The 26,295-nt window shown below is 37.9% G+C and carries 21 protein-coding genes and 2 pseudogenes; 22 read left to right on the top strand and 1 reads right to left on the bottom strand.

The features are described from left to right. The first annotated feature begins 1 nt into the window (after window position 1). On the top strand, window positions 2-2,620 hold the full coding sequence (gene alaS / locus D2908_RS03730) for an alanine--tRNA ligase (RefSeq protein WP_117304970.1): 2,619 nt from the start codon (window positions 2-4) through the stop codon (window positions 2,618-2,620). A gap of 80 nt (window positions 2,621-2,700) precedes the next feature. On the opposite strand, the gene D2908_RS03725 is transcribed toward alaS, so the two are convergent. Next, window positions 2,701-4,155: an alpha-amylase gene (locus tag D2908_RS03725; RefSeq protein WP_117304969.1), complete on the bottom strand. Its 1,455-nt coding sequence runs from the start codon at window positions 4,153-4,155 to the stop codon at window positions 2,701-2,703. Between the two features lie 174 nt (window positions 4,156-4,329). Between D2908_RS03725 and D2908_RS03720 the strand changes: the two genes are divergently transcribed. The 21 genes and pseudogenes from D2908_RS03720 to D2908_RS03610 all read left to right on the top strand — a co-directional run bounded on the left by D2908_RS03720 (window position 4,330) and on the right by D2908_RS03610 (window position 26,264). Next, window positions 4,330-5,079: an ABC transporter ATP-binding protein gene (locus D2908_RS03720; protein ID WP_117304967.1), complete on the top strand. Its 750-nt coding sequence runs from the start codon at window positions 4,330-4,332 to the stop codon at window positions 5,077-5,079. Further along, window positions 5,060-6,694: a hypothetical protein gene (locus D2908_RS03715; RefSeq protein ID WP_117304965.1), complete on the top strand. Its 1,635-nt coding sequence runs from the start codon at window positions 5,060-5,062 to the stop codon at window positions 6,692-6,694. The genes D2908_RS03720 and D2908_RS03715 overlap by 20 nt, the downstream gene beginning before the upstream one ends. Window positions 6,695-7,499: 805 nt before the next feature. Further along, entirely contained in the window at window positions 7,500-8,663 is a 1,164-nt protein-coding gene (locus D2908_RS03705) for a class I SAM-dependent rRNA methyltransferase (RefSeq protein WP_165847431.1), read from the top strand. Next, window positions 8,660-9,337: a type I 3-dehydroquinate dehydratase gene (aroD, locus tag D2908_RS03700; protein WP_117304961.1), complete on the top strand. Its 678-nt coding sequence runs from the start codon at window positions 8,660-8,662 to the stop codon at window positions 9,335-9,337. The genes D2908_RS03705 and aroD overlap by 4 nt, the downstream gene beginning before the upstream one ends. Beyond that, window positions 9,327-10,181, top strand: coding sequence for a shikimate dehydrogenase (locus D2908_RS03695; RefSeq protein WP_117304959.1), 855 nt, complete (start codon window positions 9,327-9,329; stop codon window positions 10,179-10,181). The genes aroD and D2908_RS03695 overlap by 11 nt, the downstream gene beginning before the upstream one ends. An 18-nt stretch (window positions 10,182-10,199) precedes the next feature. Further along, entirely contained in the window at window positions 10,200-11,267 is a 1,068-nt protein-coding gene (gene aroB / locus D2908_RS03690; RefSeq protein ID WP_117304958.1) for a 3-dehydroquinate synthase, read from the top strand. 9 nt (window positions 11,268-11,276) lie between these two features. Then, complete coding sequence (aroC, locus tag D2908_RS03685) at window positions 11,277-12,443, top strand: chorismate synthase (protein ID WP_117304956.1); 1,167 nt, start codon at window positions 11,277-11,279, stop codon at window positions 12,441-12,443. 9 nt (window positions 12,444-12,452) lie between these two features. Further along, complete coding sequence (locus D2908_RS03680; RefSeq protein ID WP_117304954.1) at window positions 12,453-13,556, top strand: prephenate dehydrogenase; 1,104 nt, start codon at window positions 12,453-12,455, stop codon at window positions 13,554-13,556. Window positions 13,557-13,566: 10 nt separating this feature from the next. Beyond that, window positions 13,567-13,905 (top strand): YlbF/YmcA family competence regulator, encoded by a 339-nt coding sequence (locus tag D2908_RS03675; RefSeq protein ID WP_117304952.1) that lies wholly within the window; start codon window positions 13,567-13,569, stop codon window positions 13,903-13,905. Window positions 13,906-13,996: 91 nt separating this feature from the next. Then, complete coding sequence (aroA, locus tag D2908_RS03665) at window positions 13,997-15,280, top strand: 3-phosphoshikimate 1-carboxyvinyltransferase (RefSeq protein WP_117304951.1); 1,284 nt, start codon at window positions 13,997-13,999, stop codon at window positions 15,278-15,280. Continuing rightward, the gene (locus tag D2908_RS03660; RefSeq protein ID WP_117304949.1) at window positions 15,273-15,749 is read left to right on the top strand and encodes a shikimate kinase; all 477 of its coding nucleotides are present in this window, start codon (window positions 15,273-15,275) and stop codon (window positions 15,747-15,749) included. The genes aroA and D2908_RS03660 overlap by 8 nt, the downstream gene beginning before the upstream one ends. After that, on the top strand, window positions 15,746-16,594 hold the full coding sequence (pheA, locus tag D2908_RS03655) for a prephenate dehydratase (protein ID WP_117304947.1): 849 nt from the start codon (window positions 15,746-15,748) through the stop codon (window positions 16,592-16,594). Before D2908_RS03660 ends, pheA begins: the two co-directional genes overlap by 4 nt. Then, window positions 16,591-17,901 carry an LCP family protein gene (locus D2908_RS03650; RefSeq protein WP_117304939.1) on the top strand — a complete coding sequence of 437 codons (1,311 nt, stop codon included), beginning with the start codon at window positions 16,591-16,593 and terminating at the stop codon, window positions 17,899-17,901. The genes pheA and D2908_RS03650 overlap by 4 nt, the downstream gene beginning before the upstream one ends. Window positions 17,902-18,021: 120 nt before the next feature. Then, window positions 18,022-18,444: pseudogene (locus tag D2908_RS03645) on the top strand (LicD family protein); the annotation flags it as partial. Between the two features lie 50 nt (window positions 18,445-18,494). Next, window positions 18,495-19,709 carry a CDP-glycerol glycerophosphotransferase family protein gene (locus D2908_RS03640; protein ID WP_117304935.1) on the top strand — a complete coding sequence of 405 codons (1,215 nt, stop codon included), beginning with the start codon at window positions 18,495-18,497 and terminating at the stop codon, window positions 19,707-19,709. Then, window positions 19,706-20,671 (top strand): glycosyltransferase, encoded by a 966-nt coding sequence (locus D2908_RS03635; protein ID WP_117304934.1) that lies wholly within the window; start codon window positions 19,706-19,708, stop codon window positions 20,669-20,671. The genes D2908_RS03640 and D2908_RS03635 overlap by 4 nt, the downstream gene beginning before the upstream one ends. Window positions 20,672-20,678: 7 nt before the next feature. Beyond that, the gene (locus D2908_RS03630) at window positions 20,679-21,782 is read left to right on the top strand and encodes a glycosyltransferase (protein WP_117304932.1); all 1,104 of its coding nucleotides are present in this window, start codon (window positions 20,679-20,681) and stop codon (window positions 21,780-21,782) included. Between the two features lie 12 nt (window positions 21,783-21,794). Further along, complete coding sequence (locus D2908_RS03625) at window positions 21,795-22,814, top strand: hypothetical protein (protein ID WP_117304931.1); 1,020 nt, start codon at window positions 21,795-21,797, stop codon at window positions 22,812-22,814. Window positions 22,815-22,845: 31 nt separating this feature from the next. Beyond that, window positions 22,846-24,300 carry an O-antigen polysaccharide polymerase Wzy family protein gene (locus tag D2908_RS03620; protein ID WP_165847439.1) on the top strand — a complete coding sequence of 485 codons (1,455 nt, stop codon included), beginning with the start codon at window positions 22,846-22,848 and terminating at the stop codon, window positions 24,298-24,300. Continuing rightward, a complete protein-coding gene (locus D2908_RS03615; protein ID WP_117304927.1) occupies window positions 24,300-25,337 on the top strand; it encodes a prephenate dehydratase in 1,038 nt (345 codons plus the stop codon). The genes D2908_RS03620 and D2908_RS03615 overlap by 1 nt, the downstream gene beginning before the upstream one ends. A 298-nt stretch (window positions 25,338-25,635) precedes the next feature. Beyond that, window positions 25,636-26,264: pseudogene (locus D2908_RS03610) on the top strand (transposase). Window positions 26,265-26,295 lie beyond the last annotated feature (31 nt).

Here is a 26,295-nt window from a genome sequence, read left to right as displayed (position 1 = left end):
TATGAAACAACTATCTAGTGCACAAGTACGCCAAATGTGGCTTGATTTCTGGGCGACCAAAGGTCACTCAGTAGAACCATCAGTAAGCTTGGTTCCTGTAAATGACCCAACTCTTTTGTGGATCAACTCTGGGGTAGCAACTCTTAAGAAATACTTTGACGGAACCATCATTCCTGAAAATCCACGTATTACTAATGCCCAAAAGGCTATCCGTACCAACGATATTGAAAACGTAGGGAAGACTGCACGTCACCATACCATGTTTGAAATGTTGGGGAACTTCTCTATCGGGGATTACTTCCGTGACGAGGCCATCACTTGGGCTTATGAGCTTTTGACCAGCCCAGAATGGTTTGATTTCCCTGCTGAAAAACTTTACATGACCTACTATCCAGATGATAAAGATTCTTACAACCGCTGGATTGAAGTGGGAGTGGATCCAAGTCACTTGATTCCAATCGAGGACAATTTCTGGGAAATCGGTGCGGGACCTTCTGGACCGGACACAGAGATTTTCTTTGACCGTGGAGAGGCTTTTGACCCAGAAAACATCGGTATTCGTCTGCTTGCAGAAGATATTGAGAACGACCGTTATATCGAAATCTGGAACATCGTTTTGTCACAATTTAATGCAGACCCTGCTGTTCCTCGTAGCGAATACAAGGAACTGCCACACAAGAACATTGATACGGGCGCTGGTTTGGAGCGTTTGGTGGCGGTTATCCAAGGGGCTAAGACCAACTTTGAAACGGACCTCTTCATGCCGATTATTCGTGAAGTGGAGAAATTGTCTGGTAAGGTTTATGACCAAGATGGCGACAACATGAGCTTTAAAGTCATCGCTGACCACATCCGTTCACTTTCATTTGCTATCGGAGATGGTGCCCTTCCAGGAAATGAAGGTCGTGGTTATGTCCTTCGTCGTCTTCTCCGTCGTGCTTCTATGCATGGTCAAAAATTGGGAATCAACGAGCCTTTCCTTTACAAATTGGTTCCAACCGTTGGAAAAATCATGGAAAGCTACTACCCAGAAGTGCTCGAAAAATGTGACTTTATCGAAAAAATTGTCAAGAGCGAGGAAGAGTCATTTGCCCGCACTCTTCACTCAGGTCAACACTTTGCAGAAACTATCGTAGCAGACTTGAAAGAAAAAGGCCAAACGGTTATCGCTGGACAAGATGTCTTCAAACTCTATGACACTTATGGATTCCCGGTTGAATTGACAGAAGAAATCGCTGAAGAAGCTGGTATGACTGTAGACCGTGAAGGTTTTGAAGCAGCCATGAAAGAGCAGCAAGAACGTGCGCGTGCGTCAGCTGTCAAGGGTGGCTCAATGGGAATGCAAAATGAAACCCTTCAAAACATTACAGTTGAAAGTGTCTTCAACTACAACGCTAGCCAATTGTCCTCTAAGTTAGTGGCTATCGTAGCTGATAATGCAGAAGTAGAAGCTGTTTCAGAAGGCACTGCATCACTGATCTTTGCGGAAACGCCATTCTATGCTGAAATGGGTGGACAGGTAGCTGACCACGGTCAAATCTTGGATGCTGCAGGAAACCTTGTTGCTACTGTGACAAATGTTCAAAAAGCACCAAACGGACAAGCTCTTCATACTGTTGATGTTCTTGCACCGCTTGCCTTGAAGCAAGAATATACGCTGGCAATTGATACAAATCGTCGTCACCGTGTTATGAAAAACCACACTGCGACTCACTTGCTTCACGCTGCCCTTCACAATATCCTTGGAAACCATGCGACACAAGCAGGGTCTCTGAACGAAGTTGAATTCCTTCGCTTTGACTTTACCCATTTCCAAGCTGTGACTGCTGAAGAATTGCGTGCCATTGAACAGCAAGTCAACGAGAAGATCTGGGAAGCAATTGCAGTCGAGACAGTTGAAACGGATATTGACACTGCTAAAGAAATGGGAGCAATGGCCCTCTTTGGTGAGAAATACGGCAAGGAAGTTCGTGTTGTTACTATCGGTGACTACTCAGTTGAACTTTGTGGTGGTACCCACGTTGGCAACACTTCTGAAATCGGTCTCTTCAAGATTGTTAAAGAAGAAGGGATTGGCTCAGGAACTCGCCGTATCTTGGCAGTGACTGGTAAGGAAGCCTTTGAAGCCTACCGTGAACAAGAAGATGCGCTGAAAGCAGTCGCAGCAACCTTGAAAGCACCTCAAGTCAAGGAAGTCCCTCATAAAGTAGAAGGACTTCAAGAACAACTTCGTCAATTGCAAAAAGAAAATGCTGAGTTGAAGGAAAAAGCAGCAGCAGCTGCCGCAGGCGATATCTTCAAGGATGTGAAGGAAGTCAATGGTCACCGTTACATTGCTAGCCAAGTGTCTGTATCTGACGCTGGTGCCCTTCGTACATTTGCAGATAACTGGAAACAAAAAGATTACTCTGATCTCCTTGTCCTAGTTGCTGCTATCGGTGACAAGGTCAATGTCCTTGTAGCAAGTAAGAGAAAAGACCTTCATGCAGGAAACCTTGTCAAAGAATTGGCACCAATCGTCGATGGACGTGGCGGTGGTAAACCAGACATGGCCATGGCAGGAGGAAGCAACCAAGCGAAAATCCAAGAATTGCTGGATGCAGTAGCAGGTAAATTGTAATCAAGTAAAGATCTATCCATTTGGGTAGGTCTTTTTGTAACTACAAAAAAGCCAAATCCTAGTGGACTTAGCTTAGTTTTTTAGATCGTATTAACTGCCCAGACACTTACAGAAGCAGCTGAGACAGGGAATTGTCCATAACCTTCCTCATCAATTGTAATTTGACCTTGGTGATTTCCAAGTAAATCTACGAAGGTTTGGTTAGCCCATTCTTGGCCGATAAACATCGACTTACTGTTTTCTTGGTCATTTGAGATAAGGACAGCGATTGGGGATTGATTTTCAGCACCTGAACGTACCCAACCGATACAGTTAGCATCATCAAAGTAGTCATTTTGTTCTCCATAGGCCAAATCTTTTCGGATGGCTAGGAGGCGGTCAAGGACTTCTTTGAAATCTTCTTGAGCATACTCTCCTGAAATCCCATAGTAGTCTCCGTAAAAGACACATGGAAGGCCGTTTTGGCGTAATAGAATGAGGGCATAAGCTGCTGGTTTGAACCATTCTTCAACAGTAGACTCAAGAGCCTGACCACGTTGGGTATCGTGGTTGTCGACAAAAGTTACAGCCTTGTCGGGCTTGAGTTCAATCAAGCTATCTGTGAAAATACCACGAAGGTCATAGTTTGCGCCAGCTTGACTGGCTTCAAAGAGATTCTGGTGGAGACGAACATCGACAAGGTCAAAGCGTTCTTCTGTTTTTTCAAGATAGTCTAGATTGGCTTCCTTGTCGGCGTTCCAAAATTCACCAAAAACATAGAAATCGTCACCGTATCTTTCCTTCATATCTCGGATGAAATTGCTCATGAAGAAAGAGTCAATGTGTTTGACGGCATCCAAGCGGAAACCAGCCACACCAGTCGTCTCCATGAACCACTCAGCCCAGTCATAGATGTTTTGAATGACTTCGGGATGTTTAAAGTCTAGGTCGGCATACATGAGGTAGTCGTAGTTACCGTTTTCGTTATCGACCAATTCCTCGTTAGCCCAGCCTTTGTTATCCCCTTGGATGAGATAAATCCCAGACTTGCGGCGTTTGGCATCATAGTCTGTACCGGTGAAGTGGTACCAGTGCCAGTGGAAGTCATTGTAGGTATCTTGGCGTCCATCGAAGGTAAAGCTAGTCCAGCCATTGATAGTGAAGGGTTCTCCAAGTTCAACTGTACGGTCATCTGGATCCACTTCGATAACCTGAAAGGCTTCCATGTGGTCAGCAGCAGCCTTGTGATTGAGTACCACATCGGCCATAGGTTGAATTCCCTGCGTTTTAAGGGTTTGAATGGTTTGTAGATAGTCTTCTTTAAAACCATACTTGGTGCGGACAGTACCTTTTTGATTAAACTCTCCTAGGTCAAATAAGTCATAGACTCCATAGCCGACATCTTTTTCATTTGTCGCCTTGAAAGCTGGTGGCATCCAGACATGACTAATACCGAGATTAGCAAGGTGTTGAGCATCTTCAGCCAGACGCGTCCAGTGCTGGCCGTCGTGGGGCAGATACCATTCAAAGTATTGCATGAGTGTTTGATTTTGCATGATGTTTCCTCTTACTTGTCAATCTTGTTCTTTATTCTATCATAAAGTATCGGTTAGCTCAAACGTTTGCGTAAAACTGAATAATAAGTTTTTGACTATTTTATCAAAAGTGTTGATAAATCTGTCCTAAAGTGTTAATATAACAATAAAAAACATAAATATAGGAGTCATCCCATGATCGAATTTCAAAATGTCAGTAAGTTATATGGTGATAAAGAGGCCTTGAGCAATCTCAATTTGCAGATTGAAAATGGGGAGATTATGGGCTTGATTGGCCATAATGGGGCTGGAAAATCAACCACCATAAAATCCTTAGTCAGTATCATTTCACCCAGCAGTGGTCGTATCTTGGTAGACGGTCAGGAGCTATCGGAAAATCGCTTGGCGATTAAACGAAAGATTGGCTACGTAGCAGACTCGCCTGACTTATTTTTGCGTTTAACAGCCAATGAATTTTGGGAATTGATTGCTTCATCCTATGATCTGACTAGCTCTGACTTGGAAGCTAGTCTAACTAGGCTATTGAGTGTTTTTGATTTTGCTGAAAACCGTTATCAGGTTATTGAAACCCTTTCTCACGGAATGCGTCAGAAAGTCTTTGTCATCGGAGCACTCTTGTCTGATCCCGATATTTGGGTCTTGGACGAACCCTTGACTGGTTTGGATCCCCAGGCTGCCTTTGATTTGAAGCAGATGATGAAGGAGCATGCGCAAAAAGGCAAGACAGTCTTGTTTTCAACCCATGTCCTAGAGGTGGCAGAGCAAGTCTGTGATCGGATTGCTATTTTGAAAAAGGGACATTTGATTTATTGTGGTAGCGTAGAGGACTTGAGAAAAGACCACCCAGACCAGTCTTTGGAAAGTATCTACCTTAGCCTTGCTGGTAGAAAAGAGGAGGTTTCAGATGCGTCTCAAGGTCATTAAAAAATTAGTTGATATCAATATCCTCTATTCATCTAAGGAAGCTAATCTGGCTAACCTACGAAAGAAGCAGGCTAAGAATCCTGGAAAAAAAGTAAATGTTTCCGCTAGAGTCCTCAGTTCTTACATTTTTTCCAGTCTTGTATTTCTTATCTTTTTTAGTAATATAGCCTTTCGTATTCCTTTTGAGGAAAGCCCTGTTCATTTTAGTTTCATGGTTGCTATTTTTCTAGTGCTTACCTTTTCAGCTTCTTTCACTGCCTTTTACAATGTCTTTTATGAGAGTAAGGACTTGGCATCTTATAGGCCCTATGCTTTTAAAGAATCAGAGATTATAATTGCTAAAGGACTGTCTGTTCTCTTGCCAGCTCTAACTGGAATTGTACCAATCCTAGCTTATTTTCTAGTCCTCTACATTAGGCTAGCTCCTTCTCTGTGGCTGGGCTTGCCTTTGATGCTGCTGTCCTTGGCCTTATTATTTGTCTCTGTTACTTTAGTGATGGTAGTGGCAGTACATTCCATGGCTCAGACTAGGGTCTTCAGAAAGTATCAGTCTATTTTTTCAAATGTGATGATTGGGATTGGGGTTCTCGCACCTTTATTATTTGTCTTCTTTCTACAGTCGACTTCTGGAGATATAGTTGACAGAGTTAGAGGCATTCCATTTCTCCTTTATCCTCTTCATCTCTTTTACAAAATAGCAGTGGAGCCTTTTTCGACAGAAGCCATACTGGGTCTGCTCGCTTGGATAGGACTAACTATCTTCTTGCTTTATCTGACCAAAAAGAAGGTTCTTCCTCATTTTTATGACGTTATCCTGCTTAACAGTGAGGAGAAGGTCAAAAAAGAACGTCGTAGTAAAGAGGGAATTTCAACCACTAAAAAGGGCTTTTTCCGTATGATTTTACGTTATAACCTTTCTCTCTTGGGACAGGGAACTGGCGTGATTACAGTGCTTTTTACAAGTGCCTTTCTTCCTTATCTCATGATGATCGGATTGATTTCCAAAATTCGAGATTCTCAGTTAGTTCCAGACATTCATCCTCCATACTGGTTACCCTTGTTTTTTGTAGGAGTGTTAATAGCAGTTGTCAATAACAATATCACCAGCCTGCATTCAATTAGCATGTCCTTAGAGAGGGAAAATTTTGATTTTCTAAAGAGTTTGCCCTTTGACTTTGCTCGTTATGTGAAAGTGAAATTTTGGATTATATTTGCTTTTCAATCCTTTTTACCTATCTTGACTTTACTTGGTCTTTCCCTTTATTTAGGATTGCCCATTCTTTCGATGATTTATCTTCTTGTGGCATGGTTCCTTGCCAGTGTCATCCTTTCTTGTCACCATTATTTTAAGGATGTGAAAAATCTGTCAACCAATTGGAGTAGCATTACAGACCTGGTGAATCGTTCAAATGGCATAATTACAATGGTTCTATTGCTTATTTATAGTGTAATCCTAGGGGGCCTTGTAATTGGGAGCATCTTCTTGGTTCAGTCTCTCTCCACTATCTTTGCCATCAGCTTGGGAGTAGGAGCTCTTATCCTTCTGCTTGGCCTTGCTATATTTAGCTATCATTACTATCTGTCACGCATATTGGCAGAAATAGGAAAAAGATGAGCTAGTTGGTCGCTTGCTTGATAAATTTCATTTGACAAAATACTTTCATAGTTTGTTAGAATGTAGTTGTAAAATATTAAATTGCTAATCAAAAATATATAAGGAGGAATGTTTTGAATAAGAAATATAACATAGTTCTATTATTGTTGTTTATAGTTTATTTATTTGGATATTTTTCAGTCTCAAAAACGTTAATTCCTATAATGTGTGTGATCCAAGTATTTTTGATAGAACATATATTTAGAGTTCGAAATAGGATTATGCAGATAGGTGAAATTATAATTATTGTTGCTTCTATAATATTATTTATCGATGGTATATTGAGTTTGTAACAAAAGGCTTCTCTATAAAAACAAATTTTCCAGATACCTGCTGAAGCTGATTTATTTCTTCATCTTTCTTCTATAATATTTTTGTCACTAAATTTGACAGACACATATTGCAGGTACAGCCTCTCTAGCTACAATCTCAAAGTTAATACTCTTCGAAAATCTCTTCAAACCACGTCAGCTTTGCCTTGCCGTACTCAAGTACAGCCTGCGGCTAGCTTCCTAGTTTGCTCTTTGATTTTCATTGAGTATAACCTGTGGCTAGTTTCTTAGTTTGTTCTTTGATTTTCGTTGAATTTTATTTTATAAAAAGAAATGCTCCTCCAAGACGGAAGAGCATCTTTTATTGTAATTCTTACACATTTACTTTCTAAGTTTTTATTAGTATTAGTGTAGCATTTTGTAAAACGAAAGTAAAAAAGCAAGTCTAGTTTCTTTTTTTGAGAATTATCATAAAATTTGCTATAATAGGGATTATGAATAGAATAAGAGTCAGCAAACGGGTTGAAAAGAAGCTCGCTAAAGGGCTAGTTTTACTAGAAGCCAGCGATCTTGAGAATATCAATCTCAAGGATCAGGAAGTAGAAGTCCATAGTCAAGATGGAAACTTTCTTGGGACTGCCTACCTTTCTCAGCAAAATAAGGGCTTGGGCTGGTTTGTCAGTAAAGACAAGGTGGCCTTTAATCAAGCTTTCTTTGAAACGCTGTTTAGACAAGCCAAAGACAAGAGAAAAGCCTACTTTCAAGATGATTTGACAACTGCTTTTCGTCTCTTTAATCAAGAGGGTGATGGCTTTGGGGGTCTGACAGTGGACCTTTATGGCGACTATGCTGTCTTTTCTTGGTATAACTCTTATGTTTATCAGATTCGCAAGCTTATCTCAGAAGCTTTTAGACAGGTTTTTCCTGAGGTGTTAGGGACTTATGAGAAGATTCGCTTTAAGGGTTTGGATTATGAATCTGCCCATGTTTATGGTCAAGAAGCACCTGACTTTTTCACTGTTCTGGAAAATGGTGTCTTGTATCAAGTCTTTATGAACGATGGCTTGATGACTGGGATTTTTCTAGATCAGCATGAGGTTCGTGGTAGCTTGGTTGATGGTTTAGCTATGGGTAAATCCTTGCTCAATATGTTTTCTTATACAGCAGCCTTTTCAGTAGCTGCGACCATGGGAGGAGCAAGCCAGACTACTTCGGTTGACCTAGCTAAACGTTCACGAGAATTGTCTCAAGCGCATTTTCAGGCTAATGGAATTAGCACAGACGACCATCGTTTTATCGTCATGGATGTCTTTGAATATTTTAAATATGCCAAACGAAAAGGCTTGACTTATGATGTGATTGTCCTAGATCCTCCTAGCTTTGCTCGGAATAAAAAACAGACCTTTTCTGTGGCTAAGGATTATCATAAGTTGATTTCCCAGAGTCTTGAGATTTTAAATCCGGGAGGGATTATCATTGCCAGTACCAATGCTGCCAATGTATCCCGCCAGAAATTTACAGAACAAATTGATAAAGGCTTTGCAGAAAGAAGTTACCAAATTTTAAACAAATACGGTCTTCCAGCAGATTTCGCCTATAATAAAAAAGATGAAAGTAGTAATTACCTCAAGGTGATTAGTATGAAGGTTAGTAAATGAAATTAATCGTTTCAGTAATGCCAAGAAGTTTAGAGGAGGCTCAGGCTCTGGATGCCACGAGGTATCTGGATGCTGACATCATTGAATGGCGTGCCGACTATCTGCCTAAAGAAGCGATTTTGCAGGTAGCTCCAGCTATTTTTGAAAAATTCGCAGGCCGTGAGTTGGTTTTCACATTGCGAACTCGCTCTGAAGGGGGAGAAATCGACCTTTCTCCAGAAGAATATATCCATCTAATCAAGGAAGTGGCGCAACTCTATCAACCAGACTATATTGATTTTGAGTACTATAGCTACAGGGATGTTTTTGAGGAGATGCTGGACTTCCCAAATCTTATTTTGAGTTACCACAATTTCCAAGAAACACCTGAAAATATGATGGAAATCTTGTCAGAGTTGACGAGCTTAAATCCAAAACTTGTTAAGGTTGCAGTCATGGCTCACACGGAGCAGGATGTGCTAGACTTGATGAACTATACACGAGGATTTAAAACCCTCAATCCTGAGCAGGAATATGTGACCATTTCTATGGGCAAGGTGGGTAAGGTCTCTCGTATCACTGCAGATGTGACGGGTTCTAGCTGGTCCTTTGCTAGTCTAGATGAGGCAAGTGCCCCAGGCCAGATTTCCCTAGCTAGCATGAAAAAAATCAGGGAGATATTGGATGAAGCTTGATGGCTATACGCGTTTAGCCGCCGTTGTTGCCAATCCTATTAAGCATTCTATTTCCCCCTTTATTCACAATAGTGCCTTTGAGGCGACAGCTACAAATGGTGCTTATGTAGCTTGGGAGATTGAAGCGAGTGACTTAGCAGAAACAGTGGCCAATATTCGTCGCTACCAGATGTTTGGCATCAACCTGTCCATGCCCTATAAGGAGCAGGTGATTCCTTATTTGGATGAGCTAAGTGATGAAGCGCGCTTGATTGGTGCGGTTAATACGGTTGTCAATGATAATGGCAATTTAATTGGATATAATACAGATGGCAAGGGATTTTTTAAGAGCTTGCCTTCTTTTACAATTACAGGTAAGAAGATGACCCTGCTGGGGGCAGGTGGTGCGGCCAAATCCATTTTGGCGCAAGCTATTTTGGATGGCGTCAGTCAGATTTCAGTTTTTGTTCGTTCAGTTTCCATGGAAAAAACAAGACCTTACCTAGACAAGTTGCAGGAGCAAACGGGCTTTAAAGTGGACTTGTATGCTTTAGAAGATCTTTCTGAATTGCAATCAAGGATTGCCGATTCGCACTTACTAGTCAATGCCACCAGTGTGGGCATGGATGGCAAATCATCCCCAGTTCCTGAAAGCATAGTCTTACCAAAAACTCTCTTGGTGGCAGATATCATTTACCAACCCTTTGAGACGTCATTTTTGAAATGGGCTAGAAGCCTGGGCAATCCAGCCGTCAATGGTCTGGGAATGTTGCTCTATCAAGCTGCTGAAGCTTTTCAACTGTGGACAGGTAAAGAAATGCCAACAGAAGAGATTTGGCAGTCCTTGACAGAAAAATACCAATAATGAAAAGGAGAACCTACTATGAAAATCAGAATTGATATTCCGCATCATCCTTATGATATTCAGATTGAAAAAGGTTGTCTATCGCAAGCAGGTCAATGGTTGCGAGAACTCTGGCAACCTCAAAAAGTGGTTATCGTAACAGATAACCATGTAGCTTCTCTCTATGCAGAGAAGGTTAAACTCAGCCTAGAAGATGCTGGTTTTCAGGTAGCTGTTTTTGATTTCTTAGAAGGCGAAGAACGAAAGAATTTAACGACTGTTCAGAAGGTCTATGAATTTCTAGTCAAGCAAGGTCTGACTCGTAGCGATGGAATCGTGGCTCTTGGTGGTGGTGTCGTTGGGGACTTGGCTGGCTTTGTGGCTTCGACCTATATGCGTGGGATTCACTTTGTTCAGATTCCGACCAGTTTGACAGCCCAGGTTGATTCCTCTATCGGTGGAAAGACAGGTGTTAATACTCCTTTTGCTAAGAATATGGTGGGAACTTTTGCCCAACCAGATGGGGTTCTGATTGACCCGCTTGTCCTTGAAACACTCGGAAAAAGAGAGTTGATTGAAGGAATGGGTGAGGTTATCAAGTACGGCTTGATTGAGGATCCAGAACTGTGGGCTCTCTTGACGGAGCTAGATGGTTCTGTTGAGAGCATTTTGGAACATGCAGAGACCTTGATTGAACATTCTTGTCAGGTGAAGCGCAAGATGGTGGTTGAGGATGAATTGGACAATGGGGTCCGCCTTTACCTAAATTTTGGCCACACCATTGGCCATGCCATAGAAGCGACTGCCGGCTATGGCAAAGTCATGCATGGAGAAGCCGTAGCCATGGGAATGGTGCAGATTTCCAAGGTTGCTGAGGAGAAAGGCCTCATGCCGGAAGGAATGACCCAGTCCATCACGGAAATGTGTCAGAAATTTGGTTTGCCAGTTGACTATGAAAAATGGGATGTTGACAAGCTTTATCAGGCTTTGACCCATGATAAAAAAGCGCGTGGAAACACCTTGAAATTGGTCTTGGTGCCAGAGCTTGGTACGGCGAGCATTCACCCTGTTTCCTTAGAAGAGATGAAAGACTACTTGGTAAAATAAGGAGAGCCTATGAGATATTTAACTGCAGGAGAATCACACGGACCCCGTCTGACAGCTATCATTGAAGGAATTCCTGCTGGACTTCCTTTGACAGCAGAGGACATCAATGAGGATTTGAAACGTCGTCAGGGCGGATACGGACGTGGTGGTCGTATGAAGATTGAGAGTGATCAGGTTGTCTTTACCTCAGGCGTTCGCCACGGGAAGACGACAGGGGCCCCCATTACCATGGATGTCATCAACAAAGACCACCAAAAATGGCTAGATATCATGTCTGCGGAGGACATTGAAGACCGTCTTAAAAGCAAGCGGAAAATCACTCATCCTCGCCCAGGACATGCCGATTTGGTCGGGGGTATCAAGTACCGTTTTGATGATTTGCGAAATTCCTTGGAACGTTCATCAGCTCGTGAAACCACCATGCGAGTGGCAGTTGGGGCAGTGGCCAAACGCCTCTTAGTTGAGCTAGATATGGAGATTGCCAACCACGTCGTGGTCTTTGGTGGTAAGGAAATCGATGTACCTGAAAATCTGACAGTCGCTGAGATTAAGCAAAGAGCTGCCCAGTCTGAAGTTTCTATTGTCAACCAAGAAAGAGAACAGGAAATCAAGAATTATATCGACCAAATCAAGCGTGACGGTGACACCATCGGTGGGGTTGTGGAGACAGTCGTCGGAGGTCTTCCAGTTGGCCTCGGTTCCTATGTTCAATGGGACAGAAAACTAGATGCGCGATTGGCCCAAGCAGTTGTTTCTATCAATGCCTTTAAAGGAGTGGAATTTGGTCTTGGGTTTGAGGCGGGTTACCGAAAAGGCAGCCAAGTTATGGATGAAATTCTCTGGTCTAAAGAAGACGGATATACTCGTCGTACCAATAATCTAGGTGGGTTTGAAGGTGGTATGACCAATGGGCAACCCATCGTTGTTCGAGGTGTTATGAAACCCATTCCCACTCTCTATAAACCATTGATGAGTGTGGATATCGAGACTCACGAACCTTACAAGGCAACCGTGGAGAGAAGTGATCCGACGGCTCTTCCAGCAGCAGGTGTGGTCATGGAGGCTGTTGTGGCAACAGTTCTGGCGCAGGAAATTCTTGAAAAATTCTCATCGGACAACCTAGAGGAATTAAAAGAAGCGGTAGCCAAACACCGTGAGTATACAAAGAACTATTAAGGAGTCTCTATGGCAAAAACCATCTATATCGCAGGTCTCGGTTTGATCGGTGCCTCGATGGCGCTTGGTATCAAGCGCGATCATCCCGATTACGAAATTCTAGGTTACAATCGCAGTCAGGCTTCGAGAGACATTGCCTTGGAGCGGGGGATAATTGACCGTGGAACGGATGATTTTGCCAGTTTTGCTCCTCTGGCAGATGTCATAATCTTGACCTTGCCAATCAAGCAGACCATTGCTTTTATTCAGGAGTTGGCAGGTTTGAACTTGAAAGAAGGCGTCATTATTTCAGATGCTGGTTCGACCAAGTCAGCTATTGTAGATGCAGCGGAGCAGTATTTGGCTGGCAAATCTGTTCGCTTTGTCGGGGCCCATCCCATGGCTGGTAGCCACAAGACAGGAGCTGCCTCTGCGGATGTCAATCTTTTTGAAAATGCCTATTATATCTTCACGCCTTCGAGCTTGACAAGTCCTGACACACTTGAGGAAATGAAGGATTTACTTTCAGGCCTTCATGCCCGTTTTATCGAGATTGATGCCAAGGAGCACGATCGTGTAACTTCACAGATTAGCCATTTTCCTCATATTTTGGCTTCCAGTCTCATGGAGCAGACCGCGATCTATGCTCAAGAACATGAGATGACAAGACGCTTTGCTGCCGGTGGTTTTCGAGATATGACTCGGATTGCGGAAAGCGAGCCGGGTATGTGGACCTCCATTCTCTTGTTCAATCGTGAAACTATTCTGGATCGAATTGCGGATTTCAAGGAGCGTTTGGATGAGATTGGACAAGCTATCAGTAAGGGTGATGAGGAGCAAATCTGGAATTTTTTTAACCAAGCACGTGAGCAACGTCAGGCCATGGAAATTCATAAGCGTGGTGGTGTGGATAGCTCTTATGACCTCTATGTCGACGTTCCCGATGAAGAAGATGTCATCCTAAGGATTTTGGAACTGCTACGTGGAACTTCCTTGGTTAATATCCACATCAACGAGGAAAACCGTGAGGATATTCACGGGATCCTACAAATTTCATTTAAAAATGCTCAAGACTTGGAACGAGCAGAGCACCTCATAACAGAAAACACCGACTATACAGTCGTTATCAAATAAGGAGAAAATCATGTCAAATATTTACGATAGTGCAAATGAACTCAGCCGCGGGTTACGCGAATTACCTGAATACAAGGCTGTTAAAGCAGCTAAAGATGCGATTTCAGCAGATGCTGAGGCAAGTAAAATCTTTACAGAATATCTTGCCTTTCAAGAGGAAATTCAAAAACTAGCCCAGACAGGTCAAATGCCAGACGCATCCTTTCAAGCGAAAATGGAAGGCTTTGGCAAGCAGATTCAGGGGAATAGCCTCTTGTCAGAATTCTTTACTAAGCAACAACAATTGGCAATTTACCTTTCTGACATTGAAAAAATTGTTTTCGAACCAGTTTCAGAATTGCTAAAATAAGAAAATAACTATCCTAAAGTCAGGAATTTTTAAGGAATTTCTGGCTTTTTATGATAAAATAGGTAAAAGTGTTGCAAGTATGAGGTCCAGTATGAAATTAAAAACAAGCATTAGCCACTTACACGGCAGTATCCGTGTTCCAGGTGACAAGTCTATCAGCCACCGTTCCATTATCTTTGGAAGTTTGGCTGAGGGTGAGACCAAGGTTTATGATATTTTGCGTGGCGAAGACGTCCTTTCGACCATGCAAGTTTTTCGTGACCTTGGTGTTGAGATTGAGGATAAAAATGGCGTTATTACCATTCAAGGTGTCGGTATGGATGGTTTAAAAGCTCCGCAAAATGCCCTTGATATGGGAAATTCTGGAACTTCGATTCGCCTGATTTCAGGTGTTCTTGCTGGTGCAGATTTTGAAGTAGAAATGTTTGGAGATGACAGTCTTTCCAAACGTCCTATGGACCGCGTGACGATTCCATTGAAACAAATGGGTGTTAGCATTTCAGGGCAAACTGAGCGAGACCTGCCTCCTCTTCACTTAAAGGGGACGAAAACCCTAAGACCTATTCAGTATGAATTACCAATTGCCTCTGCCCAGGTTAAGTCAGCCTTGATGTTTGCGGCATTGCAGGCTCAGGGGGAGTCTGTTATTATCGAAAAAGAGTGCACCCGTAATCATACTGAAGATATGTTGCAACAATTTGGTGGTTGTTTAAGTGTGGATGGCAAGAAAATCACAGTCCAAGGACCACAAAAATTGACAGGACAAAAGGTGGTTGTTCCAGGAGATATTTCCAGTGCAGCCTTTTGGTTGGTCGCAGGTTTGATTGTTCCAAATTCTCGTCTGGTGCTGAAGAATGTGGGCATCAACGAAACGCGTACCGGTATCATAGACGCCATTCGTGCCATGGGTGGAAAATTAGAAGTTACTGAAATTGACCCAGTCGCTAAATCTGCTACCTTGACTGTTGAGTCTTCTGACTTGAAAGGAACAGAGATTGGTGGTGCCTTGATTCCACGCTTGATTGATGAATTGCCAGTTATCGCCCTACTTGCGACCCAAGCCCAATGTGTAACAGTTATCAAGGATGCTGAGGAACTTAAGGTCAAGGAAACAGACCGCATTCAGGTTGTGGCAGACGCTTTAAATAGTATGGGAGCAGATATTACTCCTACAGCAGATGGAATGATTATCAAAGGAAAATCAGCACTTCACGGTGCTAGGGTCAATACTTTTGGCGACCACCGTATCGGCATGATGACAGCCATCGCGGCCCTTTTGGTTGTAGATGGAGAAGTAGAGCTTGACCGTGCTGAAGCCATCAATACCAGCTATCCTAACTTCTTTGATGATTTGGAGAGCTTGATTCATGGCTAAAGTTTTATTAGGCTTTATGGGTGCTGGGAAATCTACAATTGCTAGAGGATTGGACCCTAATTACCTTGATATGGATGCTCTGATTGAGAAACGCTTAGGTATGTCCATTGCGGAATTTTTCGCTGAAAAGGGCGAAGTGGCCTTTCGTCAGATAGAGTCAGAAGTTCTAGCGGAGTTACTAAAAACGGATCAAGTTGTGTCAACTGGCGGTGGAGTGGTCATTTCTAAGCGAAATCGTGACTTACTTAAGACCAATTCTGATAACATCTACCTGAAAGCAGATTTTGAAACGCTTTATCAACGTATTGCAACTGATAAGGACAATCAGCGCCCACTTTTTCTAAAGAATAGCAAGGAAGAACTAGCAGCTTTTTTCCAAGAAAGACAGGCTTGGTATGAAGAAGTGGCCAGTCGGGTTTTGGATGTGACCAAGCTAAGCCCAGAGGAAATTATAGAGGAACTGAGATGAAAATTGCTTATCTAGGTCCCAAGGGATCATTTTCACACTACGTTGTGCAGACAGCTTTTCCTCATGAGGAATTGCAGGCCTTTGCCAACATTACAGATGTCATCAAGGCTTATGAGCAAGGCTTGGTGAACTATTCGGTGGTGCCAGTTGAAAATTCTATCGAGGGTAGTGTGCATGAAACCTTGGACTATCTTTTTCATCAGGCTCGCATCCAAGCAGTGGCAGAAATTGTTCAGCCTATTCATCAGCAGTTGATGGTGGTTCCAGGTCATACTAAGATAGAAAAGATTTTTTCTCATCCACAGGCTTTGGCTCAAGGAAAGAAATTTATCGATGAACAATATCCAGAGGCTCAAATAGAGGTAACAGCTAGTACAGCTTATGCAGCCCGCTTTATTTCCGAACATCCTGACCAGCCTTTTGCAGCCATTGCACCAAGAAGTTCTGCTGAAGAATATGGCTTGAAACTGATTGCTGAGGATATTCAGGAGATGGAAGCCAATTTCACACGTTTCTGGGTTTTAGGAGCTGAAAAGCCTAGTATTCCCTTGAAAACACAAACTGAGAAAATGAGTTTGGCCTTGACCCTACCTGATAACCTTCCAGGTGCACTTTATAAGGCCTTGTCGACCTTTGCTTGGCGGGGAATTGACCTGACAAAAATTGAAAGTCGGCCACTCAAGACAGCACTGGGAGAATATTTTTTCATTATCGATGTGGACTATACTGACAAGAATCTAGTCCACTTTGCCCAAAAAGAATTAGAAGCGATTGGAATCCAATATAAAGTACTGGGTGCCTATCCTATTTATTTAATATCAGATCATGGAAAGGAGAGAAGATGAGTAAAGAAAATCCTTTAAGCTATCACGAGCAGTTGCGTTATGACTATCTTTTTAAGAATATTCATTACCTCAATGAGCGAGAGAAAAAAGAGTTTGCTTACTTGCAAGCTAAGTTAAATGTAGCTAGCGGTAGTGAAACTTCTCCAGAAATTCATAATGAAAATTACGATATGGAGGAGTCTTTCATGGAATCAGTCAATCAGTCTCCTCTTCCATCTTATGGAAACCATAGTCGTACAAAAAAATACCAGAAAAGTCATCCTCTTCCAAAGGTTAAGTCCAAAAAACGTAAGATTCGTTGGGGGCGCATTTTTGCAGGATTACTTGCCCTTCTAGCCTGTGTCGGTTTTGGCATGATTTTTATGTTCCTAAAAGGCTATTCAAATGCGGATCCAAACAAACCTGCCAATGCTAAGGCAGCTCAAGTAGAAGTTTTTCATGGTCAAGATACCAAGGATGGGGTTAATATTTTGATTATGGGGACGGATGGACGGATTGGCCAAAATAGTGCTGAGACGAGAACAGACTCTATCATGGTACTAAATATTGGCGGCACAGATAAAAAAATTAAGCTAGTCAGCTTCATGCGTGACAATTTAGTTTATATAGACGGTTATAGCCAAGTGATTAACGGGAGAAAGCAGTCCGATAACAAGTTAAATGTTGCCTATGAGTTGGGGGAACAAGAGGGGCAAAAAGGGGCAGAAATGGTTCGTCAAGTCTTGAAAGACAATTTTGACTTGGACATTAAGTACTACGCTTTGGTAGACTTCGAGGCCTTTGCAACAGCAATTGACACGCTTTTCCCTGATGGTGTGACAATTGATGCCCAATTTTCAACATTAAATGGGCGTCCACTAACAGAAGCTACAGTGGGAGATGATTTACATGCTACTGAGACTGAGTCTCCAACCCAGACGATTAAAGTCGGAAAACAGCAGATGAATGGATCAACTTTGCTCAATTATTCTCGCTTCCGTGATGATGACGAGGGTGATTATGGTCGTACCAAGAGACAACAGCAAGTGTTGACAGCTGTTCTGCAGCAACTTAAGGATCCAACTAAACTCTTTACTGGATCAGAAGCACTAGGTAAGGTCTTTGGGATGACTTCGACGAATGTTCCTTATAGTTTCTTATTGACCAATGGTTTATCCTTCCTAGATGGAGCGCAAAATGGCATTGAGAGATTAACAGTTCCAGAACTAGGTGACTGGGTCGATGCCTATGATGTCTATGGAGGCTTGGGCTTGCTTGTCGATCAAAACAAATATCAGAATACATTGTCTCAGATGGGAATGAGATAAGATAGAAAAATCAAAGTTTGAAGGCTATTTATCTAGCTGTCAAGCTTTGATTTTTTACAGTCTGGAATAGATTTTCATCCCTTATTTGTGGTATAATGAAATGATACGATAGAAAGAATAATGAACAATATGACTGATTTAAAAGCAATTCAGGCTCGAAGTCTGGAGATGGCTGAATATTTTGTGGCCTTTTGTAAAGAACATGATTTGCTTTGTTATCTTTGTGGTGGAGGTGCTATTGGTGCCCTTCGAAACAAAGGTTTCATTCCTTGGGACGACGACCTAGACTTTTTTATGCCTCGTAAAGATTATGAGAAATTAGCAGAATTATGGCCTCGTTATGCAGATGAACGTTATTTCTTGTCAAAGAGTAATAAGGATTTTGTCGACCGCAATCTTTTTATTACCATTCGTGACAAGGAAACCACCTGTATCAAACCTTATCAGCAAGATTTGGATTTGCCACATGGTTTGGCCTTGGATGTGTTGCCTTTGGATTACTTTTCCAAACATCAGATTTTTGCTCTAATAAAAAAGAGAATAAGTTAGAAATTTTCATTAAACTATAAGCACGTATATGAGGAGGTACTAAGATGAGTAGAAATTTTTTTGAAAAATTAAGATTAATTTCTATAAGAGATATTATTTCTCTTATATTTATTTTTCCTATAGCCTATGTTATTTCTCTTTTCTTTAGACGCAAGAATAAGAATCTAATACTAATATGTGAAAGTGAAAAAGAAGCTAGAGATAATGGCTATTGGTTGTTTAAATATATTAGAGAAAATCACCCAGAGGAAAATGTAATATATGTTATTGATTTGAAATCTCCTGATGCTCAAAAAGTCAAAGAGTTAGGAGAATGTATACAGTTTTGGTCTTTGAGACACTGGATTTATTATCTAAGTGCAGGAGTAAATGTAAGTACACAGAAAGCAGGAAACCCTAACGCAGCTGTTTTTAATCTTATGGAAGTATATTTAGGATTAAAAACCAATAAAGTGTTTTTACAACATGGAATAACAGTTTCAGATGCTAAATGGCTATATTATGAAAATACAAAGATGCGTGGCTTTATATGTGGAGCAGAACAAGAGTACAAGGAAATAGAGGAAAAATTTGGTTATCCTAGTGGGTATGTACAATATTTAGGTTTTCCTAGATTTGACAACCTCCATAATAACATTGTAAAAAATAATCAAATTCTTGCAATGCCTACATGGAGAGAATGGTTAAACCTAAACACTAAAGCTAGAACTAGCTTTAATGAAGGCAGTATTTTTACAGATAGTGAATATTTTAAAAAATGGAATGAGTTTTTATTAAGTAAAGACCTAAAAATTTTTTTAGAAGAAAATGACTTAACGTTAATTTTTTATCCGCATAGAAATATGCAAGATAATTTACAAGAATTTCAAACTTCTTCTGATAATATCATATTGGCAGATTGGAAAAAATATGATATACAAGAATTATTAAAAGAGTCAGCTTTTTTAATTACAGATTATTCAAGTGTATTTATGGATTTTGCTTATATGAGAAAGCCAGTTTTGTTTTATCAATTTGATTATAAAAAATTTAGGGAGGGTCAGTACGAAGAAGGATACTATGACTATAAAGATGGCTTCGGAAAATCAATAGATACCCTAGATGAATTAATATCAGATATTCAAAAACAATTTAATAATAAGTGGATCTTGGAAGATAGATACAAAGAAAAAATTGAAAAGTTTTTTAGAATATACGATGACAGAAATTCTAAAAGAGTATATAGATTTATAAAAGAAATAATAGGAAAAAAAGAATGAAATTAACAATAGGCATACCAGTATACAACGGAGAAAAATATATATCCCGTTGTATAGATTCTATACTCAAAGAGTATGAGAAAACAAAAGAAAATATAGAGTTAGAATTGTTAATAGTAAACGATGGTTCAAAAGACAAAAGTAAAACGATATTAAAAGAATATAGTGATAAATTATCATTTATAAAAGTTGTAACTCAAGATAATGCAGGAATTGCTCAGGTAAGAAAAATAATTTTAGAAGAGGCTAGTGGAGAATATCTATGGTTTGTTGATGTAGATGATGAGATAGATGAAGGAGCGATAGAATTTATAGCTAATCAAAAATTAGAAGAAGTAAATATATTTGATTATAGAGTAGGATATGAGAATAGTAAACTAGAGACTATAAGGATGGGAATACAAGAAAATACGATACTTATTCCTAATAAAGAAAAGAAACTTTTCACTCTGACAAATGCTGTCTGGCATTATATATATGATTTAGAATTTTTAAGAAAAACTAAAGTAACCTTTAAAAGTGGCTATTTATATGAAGATTTTGAGTTTGTGGCAAAATTATGGCCTAATGTAAGTAAAGCAAAATATTTTAATTTTAGCATATACAAATATTATTTAACAGAAGGTTCTATTATGCGTGGTGGCACTACTATAAATAAAATAAGAGATATAGAAATTATGGTAAAGAGTGTAGAAGAATACTATGCAGAAAATTATCCAGGAGAATATAAAGAAGAGTTAGAATATTTTAACTGGTACCATATTTTATACGGAGGATATGCAAATATCTTAAGAATAGATGAAACCTCTCCTCTACTAGATGAATATCTAAAAAAAGTTAAAATTAAATATCCAAATTGGATAAAAAATAAATATTTAAAGAGTCAACCTTTAAAGAGAAAAATACTAATGTATTTGATAAAATATAATCAAAAAAAAATAGTGAAAAAACTTTTGAAATAGGTGAGGTATGGATAAAAAGAAAATTTTGTTTATAACTTGGTCATTTAGTATGGGGGGCGGAGCTGAAAAAATTCTGGAAAATATTTCTAAAGGCTTAAGCGATGAATATGATATTGATGTTTTAGAGATAAATCATCATGGTATTGCAGTGAGTGATGATGAAAATATTAATGTATTAGAACCTGTATTTAAAAATTTAGAAAATACTAGTCTTTTTAAAAACATTAAATGGAAATTGTTCTTGTTCTTTCCAAAATTTTTTAGAAATAGAATAATTCGAAAAAAATACGATTATGAGATTGCTTTTAATTATCTTTATCCAGTTTATTTACTTAATGATGATGTGAAAACAATTTCGTGGAACCATGGAACAATTTATAATTTGCAAAATCATAAAATATCTAGGATTAGACAAGGTAAAAAACTAAAATCTGTTAATAAAATAATAGCTATTTCAGAAAAAACAGAAGAATCCATCAAAGAAATTTATCCTGAGTATAAGAAAAAAATAGAACTAATATATAATGGATATGATTTTAATGATATCAATGCTAAATCTCTTGAAAATGCGAAAATTAAATTTGAAGAGGATAGTCTTATCTATATAGGAAGAATAGAAGAATCAAAAGGCATAAAGAGACTGTTAGAAGTTTTTAAGAATGTGGTTGAAAAGATTCCTGATAAAAAATTATATCTATTAGGCAAAGGTGATTTAGAGGAATATGTTAGTAGATTTATACTTGATAATCAATTAGAGAACAATGTTTTTATGTTGGGTTATGTTAAAAACCCATATCCATACATACAAAAATCTTCTTATGTCATTTTATTATCAGAAGCAGAGGGCTTTCCTACCGTTTTAGTCGAAAGTTTAGCTTTGGGAAAGGGATTCATTAGTACACCTGTGGGGGGAACAAATGAACTATATAATTCTCAAAAATGTGGCTTTGTTTCAGACAACAATGAAGAAATCACTAATTATATTGTAGAAGAACTTAGTAAAAATAAGGAAAATAGAATAATTAAGTCGGAAGTGTGTAGAGAACATGTAGATAAATTTTCCTTAGATAAACAAATTGCTAGTATAAAAAAAATCATTAAAGAATTATAGGATGATAAAAATATGGATAAAATCATAGTTCCTATGAGTTATATGGGAAGTGGATCTTCTGCTGTGACAGATTTATTAAAAGAATATGAAGGAATAAACACAAAAAATTCAGACTTTGAGTATGTATTCTTATATGCACCCGATGGATTATTTGATTTAGAATATAAATTACTATATAATAATAATGCTATAAGAAGTGATGAAGCCATAAAGAATTTTAGAAAACTCATGGAAAAGTTGTATCATTATGATGGTTGGGGAATAGCTAATTATAAAGATAAAATATCGCATAACTTCATGAATGTGGTAGAATCTTATTTGGATTCTATAATAACTAGTAAATATCAGGGGATTTGGTATTATCATCAAAAACCTTCAAAAATTGCCTGGCTTATGAGAGTTATAAAGAGAATTATCTTTAAAAAGACAACAAAGCTAAAACAAGTGCAATTAGAAATGAGTATGGTAACATCGGATTATTTCTATGAAAAAAGTAGAAAATTTATTTTAAACGTAATAAAAGAAATTTCAGATAAAGAAGACTATATAGTTCTAGATCAGCTTTTATTGCCTCATAATCTTAATATAATTGATAATTATAAAATTGAAGAGTTATTTCCAATAATAATTTCTAGAGATCCTCGAGATGTATTTATAATGAATAAATACTTTTGGAAGCCAAGAAATCAAGAGGTGCCATATCCAACCGATGTTAAGGAATTTTGTAATTATTACAAAATGATGAGAGAAAATGAGAAAAAGACAAGTACTTTAGCATTACGATTAAATTTTGAGGATTTGGTTTTGAATTATGAGGAAACAAAACAAGATATAGAAAATTTCATCGGTATAGATTCTGTTCATCATAAAGCAAAGTTAGAGTATTTCAACCCAGCTATTTCTGTGAATAATTTACAAGTTTACAATAGAGATGATAAATACAGGGAGGAAGTAGAAATGATAGAGTTAGAATTATCAGAGTACCTATATAATTTTAAGAAACGTATTGTTTCTACTGGGGATGTTTTTTAATTACCGTGTAGAGGAATGAGGTGAGTATTTGATATTAGATTGGAAAAGAGTGTATTATCTAATTACGCTATTTAGCTATGTTATAACTATTTTTTTAGGTATTGCATATATATATAACAATTCGATTATTACGTTATTGATAACTTTAGTTATGCTTATTATAAGTAGTATCCTATACTGTTTTAACAATATAAAGTATTATATAATCCACCTTATTTTTTACATTACAATTTTTCTATTTTTAGTGTCTAGACCAACCATAGATTATTTCAAGCAGGGGTTAATAAATACTTATCAGGAAGATGTCTATAGATTTTCATTTTTGGCTGTTATTGTTTCTATTATTGGATTAACAATAGGAGGTTTATTGATTTCTAAAAAAGAAAATAATAAAAAAGAGGGCTATAAAACTCAAAAATCTAGATTATTTATAAATAGTATAAGAAAAGTATCTCTAGCAGTATTTCTAATTTCATATCCGTTCTATTTAATTAGGTTAATCGAACGGCTAATGTATAGAGTAAATGTATCATATTATGAGTATTATGCAGATTTCAAAAGCGAGCTACCTTATTTTACCTATACTTTATCAACGTTTGTAGTTTATGCTATGTGTATCTATTTAGCTACCAAGCCTAACAAACGTCATTCAACAATAGTGTTAGGTATGTTTGTCGTTGGGAATGTGATTAATCTTTTAATAGGAACTAGAAATCCATTTGTATTAAGTTTGATATTTTCTTTTATTTATTATTTTATGAGAAATCAAACAGAAAAAGGGATATGGATAGGTGTAAAAGAAAAATCTATGTTCTATATAGGTGCTCCTATCATGATGCTTGTTATGGGATTTTTGAATTATGCCCGTGATGGAGCAGGGATTGGGAATATGAGTATTTCTGAACTTTTTTTAGATTTTATCTATAAACAAGGAACTAGCTTTGGTGTTTTAGCAAGGGGATACTTATATGGAAGTAATTTGCCAATAAAAGAGTTTAGAAATTATACATTTAGTCCTATAATTGAGTATATCACTAGAGGGAATTTAGGAATTTTATTTGGTGGAACTCCCTTTACTAGTGCTAATAATAGTCTAGAATTAGCTCTTGAAAGTGACAGATACGCTCACAATATTTCGTATATTGTTTTGAAACAGGATTATTTGGCAGGTCATGGCATAGGTGGAAGCTATATAATGGAAATGTATACTGATTATGGAATGCTTGGACTATTTCTGTTGAGTATTCTAATGGGGATAGGTTTCATATTTATGATAAAATCAGCTTATAAATCCAGAGTACTATTATTCGGTATTACGTTATTAATTTTAAATAATCTATTCTTTATGCCGAGAGGAGGCTTTACAGAGAGTTTCTTTAATTTAGTTACATTGCAATATTGGGGAATTGTTTTTGTTATATTTTTTGCAGCAACCCTAATAGAAAGAAAAGTAAAATACACAGTTAATAATAAAGGAGATATATAATGTTTGATAATTATTCGATTGCAGATTTATTTGCAAATATTTATAAGAGAAGAGTATTAAATCTAATTTCACTAATAGTTTTATTTCTTTGTTTAGCTATACCATACTCTTATAAAGTACTTACAACAAAGTCTGTTGTAAAGGATACTAGTAATTATTCTAGTTATCTTTCGTATAAGATCATAGCGCCAGAAGTTGAAACTAAAACTCCTAATAGTAACACGATTGGAGGATATAGTGATTTCTATGGACGTTTGATTCAAGCCAATTTAAATGGAGCTTATTTGTTCAATGACCAATCAGAATCAGATATGAAAAAAATTGCGTCAGAATTAATGACATCTGAGGTTACACTTAAAAACTCAAATTTTGATTTTTGGAACAAAAAGATAGAAGTAAATTCTTTATTAAATAATGTGGGAATTACAGTAAAAATATTAACACCAAGTAAATTGGCGAATGATATTATTGAGCAGAAATTGGATTATTTGATTGATAAATATAAACAGACATACTCTGGTGTCACAATTGAAAAATTGGAGACAGTTTATTCAAAAGAACTTGAAAAAAATGACATAGAATCTGGAGTAAATAAAGTTACTTTATTCATTCGTGTGATTATACTCGGAATTGGTGCTCTGTTTTTAGTAATATTTGTTAACGTAGCAGCGTATATCTTTAATCCAACTATTAATAGAGCTGGAGATTATGAAAAATATGGTGTAGATTTTGTAGTGAAATTAGATACTGTAGCTAATTTTAAAGATGTTATACAATATAAGAATGGAAATAAGAACTTATTAGTGATAGCAACGAATAAAAATGTTTTTGATAAATTTTCTAAGCAATATGCTAAAGCCTTGCCAGAAAATACTGTCATTGGAAATATAAATAACATTAAGTCTGTATTAGATTCTGACAACATTTTATTTGTAGAAGAGTATGGTATAACTAGATATAAAAACTTTGAAGAACAACTTCAAGTAATTAAAAACCTAAACAAAAATATTCTAGGCGTTGCTACATATAATTTGTAAATTATGTCAAATTAAAGGAAAGTATGATCTTGAATTTTCGGTTCTATACTAGTTGTAGTGGGTAAATTCCCTATTGATAGAGCTCTTTGTCAAATGTAGTGAGTTGAAGAAAAGCTAAAATCTAGAAAGGACGAATTTCGTCCTTTCTTTTTTGATGTTTAGAGAGATAAAATGGCTCTGAAATATTTTTAGTGGGTAAATCTCCTATAGGTATTATGGAGCCTATTTTTGTATAGAAAAAAAAGTCCTATATGATCTATAATGAAAAGCGATCAAAAGATTCAATAGAAAGAACCATATGGAACAATTACATTTTATCACAAAATTATTAGACATTAAAAACTCTTATATCAAAATAATGAAGAAATATGACTTTCAAAAAACGTTTAAGATTCCTTACCTTGAAACGACTGGTATGCCTACTATGATTCTCCTTAGAAAACGCCGTTTTAAATACTATCAGTACTCTAAAATGATGGTCTACGAGACCTCTCTCATCAAGAAAAATCACAAAATCCCTCGTATCGTCAACCAAAAGATTGCTCAAAAGCTAATTGAAATGAACACTATGACCGATATTGTCCATCAGTTTCCCATTTCAACTTCAACTGTTATTCGCAAGATCAATAACTTTCACTTTCAGAAAAAGGAGCCTGACAAATTTTTCGGACTTATTGAGGATAATCTAAAGAAGGTTTATCCTCTTTTTCAAGCTGTTTTTAAAATCTTTCTCAAGGACAAAGAGAAAACTTTTAATGCTCTTCAATTATCCTATTCCAACGCTAAACTGGAAGCTACTAATAATCTCATCAAACTTATCAAGCAAAATGATTTTGACTTTCAAAATTTTGAAAACTTCAAAAACGTATTTTCATTGCTCTGAATATCAAAAAAGAAAGGACGAAATTCGTCCTTTCTAGATTTTAACTTTTCTACAACCCACTACAGTTGACAAAGA

It is taken from the genome of Streptococcus sp. LQJ-218 (assembly GCF_003428885.1).
GTDB lineage: Bacteria > Bacillota > Bacilli > Lactobacillales > Streptococcaceae > Streptococcus.
The sequence above is the reverse complement of the archived record's forward strand: the minus strand, read 5'-3'. Positions and strand labels throughout refer to the sequence as shown.